The sequence below is a fragment of the Moorena sp. SIO4A5 genome, from assembly GCF_010672005.1.
GTDB lineage: Bacteria > Cyanobacteriota > Cyanobacteriia > Cyanobacteriales > Coleofasciculaceae > Moorena.
This window is the reverse complement of the sequence record NZ_JAAHHZ010000337.1, coordinates 1-5020: the sequence shown is the minus strand read 5'-3', so window position 1 is coordinate 5020 and position 5020 is coordinate 1. Positions and strand designations below refer to the sequence as shown.

Below are 5020 nucleotides of genomic sequence, written 5' to 3'. Positions count from 1 at the left end.
TCCAAGCTACAGAACGCCCTTGGATGAGCATTTATTTAAGAATCCTCGCCTTTGTCTTTGCCTATGGCGCGATTGTCCACTTTGGTAATATAGCAGGTTTTGGGGAAATGCCGTGGTTAGAAACACCCTTAACCTGGAGAATTGGCGATGTTTTCTATGGCATTCTCGATACAGTAGCCGTGATTGGACTAGGAGCACGAAAAGTTTGGGGCATTGGATTGTGTTTAAGCTGTTCAGCATTTAGATTGGGATACCTAAATTGCTCAAAGGGAACAGGGAACAGGGAACAGGGAACAGGGAAAAACTAATTTAAATGCGCATCAGCTTAGTGGGAATTCTCTCTCAGTTTATTATTTACACAGTATTTATCGATTATTTTGCCGCCACCCCTGAGCAAAGACAAACCATCTACGGTCTTTTGGGAACTGAAGCAATTTTAGTGCTGATATTGACTACATTATTACTGTTAAAAAAGTAATTTTATTGATAACTAAACAGTGTAAGCTATCAGCTAATGCGCTACTTGAGGTGCTACGCGAACAGCTTTGATGGGCAAATCCCCAGACTTTCAATTCTCATTAATCTCTCAATCTTAAATTCTCCCGTTCCCGTAACCTGGCTATAGGCCTGTATAGGTTTATTTTAAGCTGACTGCTGACTGCTGACTGCTGACTGCTGACTGCTGACTGCTGACTGCTGACTGCTGACTGCTGACTGCTGACTGCTGACGACAGCTATTGATCAACCCACTCTAATTGTAAATACTTCTCCAATAATGCCAATAATTTCTGCTCGTCAACTGGTTTTGGCAGAAAAGCATCACAGCCAAGTCTCTGAGTTTCCTTCTGCACAACATCCCAGTTGTTAGCAGAGAAGGCAATAATTGGTACATTCTTCATTGCTGGGATCTGTTGTAATTCCGGAATCATCGTGAAACCAGTTTTAACAGGCATAAATAAATCCGTTAAAATCAGATCAGGTCCAATTACCCTGGCCAGCTCCAATGCTTGCTGAGCATTCTGGGCTAATACCACTTCAAAACCCAAAGGTTTGAGCATATTTAGCAATACCAAGCGATTTTCTGTTATGTCATCCACCACTAACAATTTACGTCGTTTTCCTTTATAAATCAACCCTTTAACAGCAATATCTGGTTCAGCATTTGCAACAATATCTATCACAGGTAAGGTAACATCAAACCAAAATGTTGAACCTTTGCCCAATTGACTTTTAACCTTTAGTTTACTTCCCATCAAGTTAACGATTTGCTGACTAATCGCTAAACCTAAACCCGCTCCAGCTATCCGACGCTCGGTATCCCCTACTTGTTCAAAGGGTTGGAATATTTTCTCTAACTGTTGAGGACTAATTCCTATGCCAGTATCGATGACCTCAAAGCGAATCGTCCGAGAATGGATGTTATAATCTCCCCCTTGAATCCTGGTGTTGGAAGACTTCGATATTCCTAAAATAGAGTTTTGTTTCTCAATGACTCCAACATTAAATGTGACATTACCTTGGTCAGTAAATTTAACTGCATTACCTAATAGATTGAGTAAAACCTGTCGTAACCTTTTCTGATCTAACTTAACCCCTGTGGGTAGGTTACCTTGAGTTTTATAGTTAAACAATATATTTTTTTCATTAGCTCCCATGCGGATAATACCAACTACCCCTTCCAAGAAGCTTGGAAAATGAACCTCACGGGGGTAGAGTTCCATCTTACGGGCTTCGATTTTAGAGAAGTCTAAGAGATCGTTAATTAGGGTCAATAGATAGGTTCCACTTTGCTCTATAATTTTTAAACCTTGTATTTGCTGCTGTCTTAAATTGCGATCGCTCCTTGGGGTGCTGCCCTTCACGTCATCGTTTTGGGTAGCAACTTTAGCTGTATCGCGCTGGAGAATTCTGGCATAGCCTAAGATGCTATTGAGGGGAGTGCGCAATTCATGGCTGATGTTAGCTAAAAATTGGCTTTTAGCTTGGTTAGCAACTTCCGCAGCTTCTTTAGCTTTCCCTAATTCCACAGTACGTTCTTGCACTCGGATTTCTAAACCCTGATTCGTTTTCTCTAGAGCCGTAAAAGAATCCTGCAATTGCTGTGCCATCTGGTTAAATGACTGAGCCAACACTCCAGTTTCATCGTCACTCAACACAGGAGCTTTATGGTTTAGATTGCCACTAGCTACCTGAATAGCTGCCTCTGTGATTGCCCGAATCGGTTTGGTAATCTGGCTTGATAGTAGATAAACTCCTACTAGGAGCAGTCCAGTAGAACTCAATCCAATCAGCACAATGTTCCCAGCTAGCCGACGAGCAGGAGCAAAAGCTTCTTGCTGAGAGATCTCAGCTAGTAACGCCAGGTTCTGTTTCTCCAACCAGTGATACACACCGATAACAGGTATCCCATCGTAATTTCGATAAAGTCCAGCACTATTTTTTCCTTGGGTAGCGTTATCAATACCCAAACTACTAACTCCGTCAGAGTATTTTTGATTCTCAAACTGACCTGAGGCGATGAATATATTTTTTCGTTCCAATCGACCGACTAGATAGGTTTCGCCACTCTTACCTAAGCCAGTACGGTCTCGAATTAGGTTATCAACTTCTTGAAGATCGAGAGTAATGGAAATCACTCCTATACGGTTACCGGATTGGTTAAGGACGGGTGTGGCAAAAGTGATGGCTGTTTTGCCTGTTCTTGAAGAGCTATAAAACGTTGGCTTAATGTCCGTTTGATCTCGGGTGAAGTAAGTAGTAGTCGCACCAAGGGGTTGATAGTTGCCCTCCAAAGTTTTGTTAGTTGAAAAAATGATAATCCCACCAGTTGTGAGCAGGGAAATTTCTCGTAGATTAGGCTTAATGGCAGCTAAATCAGTCAGGTATTCTGAAATGCTATTATAGGCGATTTGATAATCTCTTGACCTGGTTTGAGACCTTTTGCTGCTCAGCAAGACCTCGGCTTGTCTTCGGATTTCTGGTAACTGAGCCGATAACAGCACATCTTGGCGCTGATTGTTAAACCATTGATTGAGTTCAGCAGATTTGATAGACACAGCAACACTGAGTCGATCAAAGACAGATTGTTTGAGAGCTTTTCTAGCTAAACTATAAGCAGTAATGGCTACAATAGTTACCGTAACAACTGATAAAAGTGAAAAGTAATTGACCAGCTTTGACAGTAATGTTTTTTGAGTTAATTTGATCATAACAATCATAATAAGCTCTAAAATTTAGCTTTTTGCGTCAACTCAATCCTTTGTAGGGACTGAGCTATCAGCCTTGGCCTTGGCCTATGGCCACGCTACGCGAATGGCCACGCTACTTGAGGTGCTATCAGCATTGGCCTATGGCCACGCTACTTGAGGTGCTATAATATAATTTAATGCAACACCTGACTCATAACTATAGCAATTATCAGCAACCTTTGAGTGACATTGCTTATCTTTTTAAGGCAACAGGCAACAGGCAACAGACAACAGGCAACAGACAACAGGCAACAGACAACAGGCATGCTATAAAGATGGTTTTAAGGGATGCAGGGCGGCGCTATATCCCTTGCTCATAACACCAAAAACTCCATCGTAATTACGATATATCGACCCTGTTACCTGTTCCCTTTTTATATCAATCTTATCTTCAAAATTAAAATAAGAATGCGATAACAATTATTGTGATAACGAATAATCTAACTAGGTTTATACCAATTAGAAAAAATTTTATTAATTTTATCAATAGCTCGATTAGTTGCTTGCTTAATTGACAAATTATCCACCACAATTTTTCTAATCACTTCCCCCCAAACGTTTTGAGCAGCCACTTCACTATAAGCTGGGTTTAACACTTGATAAGCTGGTCGGGTGTTTTGTAACTGCTGTAGCGCCACAGAAATATGAGGATCACTGGGATTTTTCCAAAAGGGTTTTTCAAACAGTTTCGGCATCACGGGTAAGTATCGACCCTGAGACCCTTCTGTGTAGGCTTGTAAGTTTTGCGGTTGTGCCAAATATGAGAGAAAATTCTTGGCATACTCCTGTTTTGTGGAGGCTTTAAAGAGAATGACCTGTTTGATCTCTATGATGAATCTCATCAGTTCCCCACTAGGTTTATTGGGCCACTTAACTGTAGAAAGTTGCTTGGTGTAAATTTCAGGATCTTGTCGTTGGGAACCTGGAACTGAGAGAGTATGATTGACCGTCATCAGGCTAGTGCGGCTGAGTAACGTTACATTGTTGCCTGTATTATCCCAATCTACGGCATCCGGTGGCACATTCTTATTGATATAAAAACTGGTATATTTCCTGAGAGCAGCCTCAATGGCTTGCTTAACTTGGGAGTCGTCTAAGCGTAATTTGCCATTGTTATCAACTAGTTTGACATTATAGGCTTCTAGAAATTGCTCAAAATTGTTGTAGGTATCTAAGCTCATGGACATAGGCATGCCGATACTATACATATTGGGATAACTGCTCTGACGCAACTGTCCCTGAACCTGCTGCCAAAACCGCCAAAATCCCTGCCAATCTCTGGGAATTGCCCCCTTTGTCTGACCAATCTCGGTCAGGATGTCTTGCCAGTAGTGAATATGAATGGCTGATTGCATAATTGGTACAGCATAGTAGCTACGTTTTTTAGCAACTTTGTTTTGATAATTGACTCCGGCAAGAACCCCTTCACTGTACCAGTTTTTCAGAGGCTCTATCACATCAGACACATCTACCAGTTGGTTATTCCATGCCAGACGGGGAATAATGGTCAAGTCTGCTACCCCTGCATAGAAAATGTCAGGAGGGTTACCTGATGCGATCGCACTCTCGATTTCTTTGAGAATATCCTTCTGAGGTATGATGACTAATTGAACTTTAATCCCACTGTTTTTTTCCCACTTGTCGATGATTGTCCGGAGTGCATCCGTTTCTTCTGGATAAAAACCCTGTTGCCACCAGATGCTAAGTGTTTTAGCTGTGTCAAAGGTTGATGATTGTCTTGATGATTGTCTTAATGATTGGAAATTGTGAGA

4 protein-coding genes are annotated in these 5020 nt (G+C 41.4%); 2 read left to right on the top strand and 2 right to left on the bottom strand.

The annotated features are described in order from the left end of the window. Both F6K57_RS36460 and F6K57_RS36455 read left to right on the top strand, forming a co-directional pair. Positions 1-308 (top strand): hypothetical protein (locus tag F6K57_RS36460; RefSeq protein ID WP_293073048.1); only part of this gene is annotated, 308 nt, incomplete at its 5' end. Between the two features lie 5 nt (positions 309-313). Continuing rightward, positions 314-478, top strand: coding sequence for a hypothetical protein (locus tag F6K57_RS36455; RefSeq protein ID WP_293073045.1), 165 nt, complete (start codon positions 314-316; stop codon positions 476-478). Between the two features lie 256 nt (positions 479-734). On the opposite strand, the gene F6K57_RS36450 is transcribed toward F6K57_RS36455, so the two are convergent. Both F6K57_RS36450 and F6K57_RS36445 read right to left on the bottom strand, forming a co-directional pair. Further along, positions 735-3209 (bottom strand): hybrid sensor histidine kinase/response regulator, encoded by a 2475-nt coding sequence (locus F6K57_RS36450; RefSeq protein ID WP_293073042.1) that lies wholly within the window; start codon positions 3207-3209, stop codon positions 735-737. A gap of 479 nt (positions 3210-3688) precedes the next feature. Beyond that, positions 3689-5020 (bottom strand): ABC transporter substrate-binding protein (locus F6K57_RS36445; protein ID WP_293073039.1); only part of this gene is annotated, 1332 nt, incomplete at its 5' end.

What these genes read in the sequence shown, in the direction of transcription:
- F6K57_RS36455 (WP_293073045.1), top strand. Translation starts at nt 314, where the DNA reads ATGCGCATCAGCTTAGTGGGAATTCTCTCTCAGTTTATTATTTACACA.
- F6K57_RS36450 (WP_293073042.1), bottom strand. Translation starts at nt 3,209, where the DNA reads ATGATCAAATTAACTCAAAAAACATTACTGTCAAAGCTGGTCAATTAC.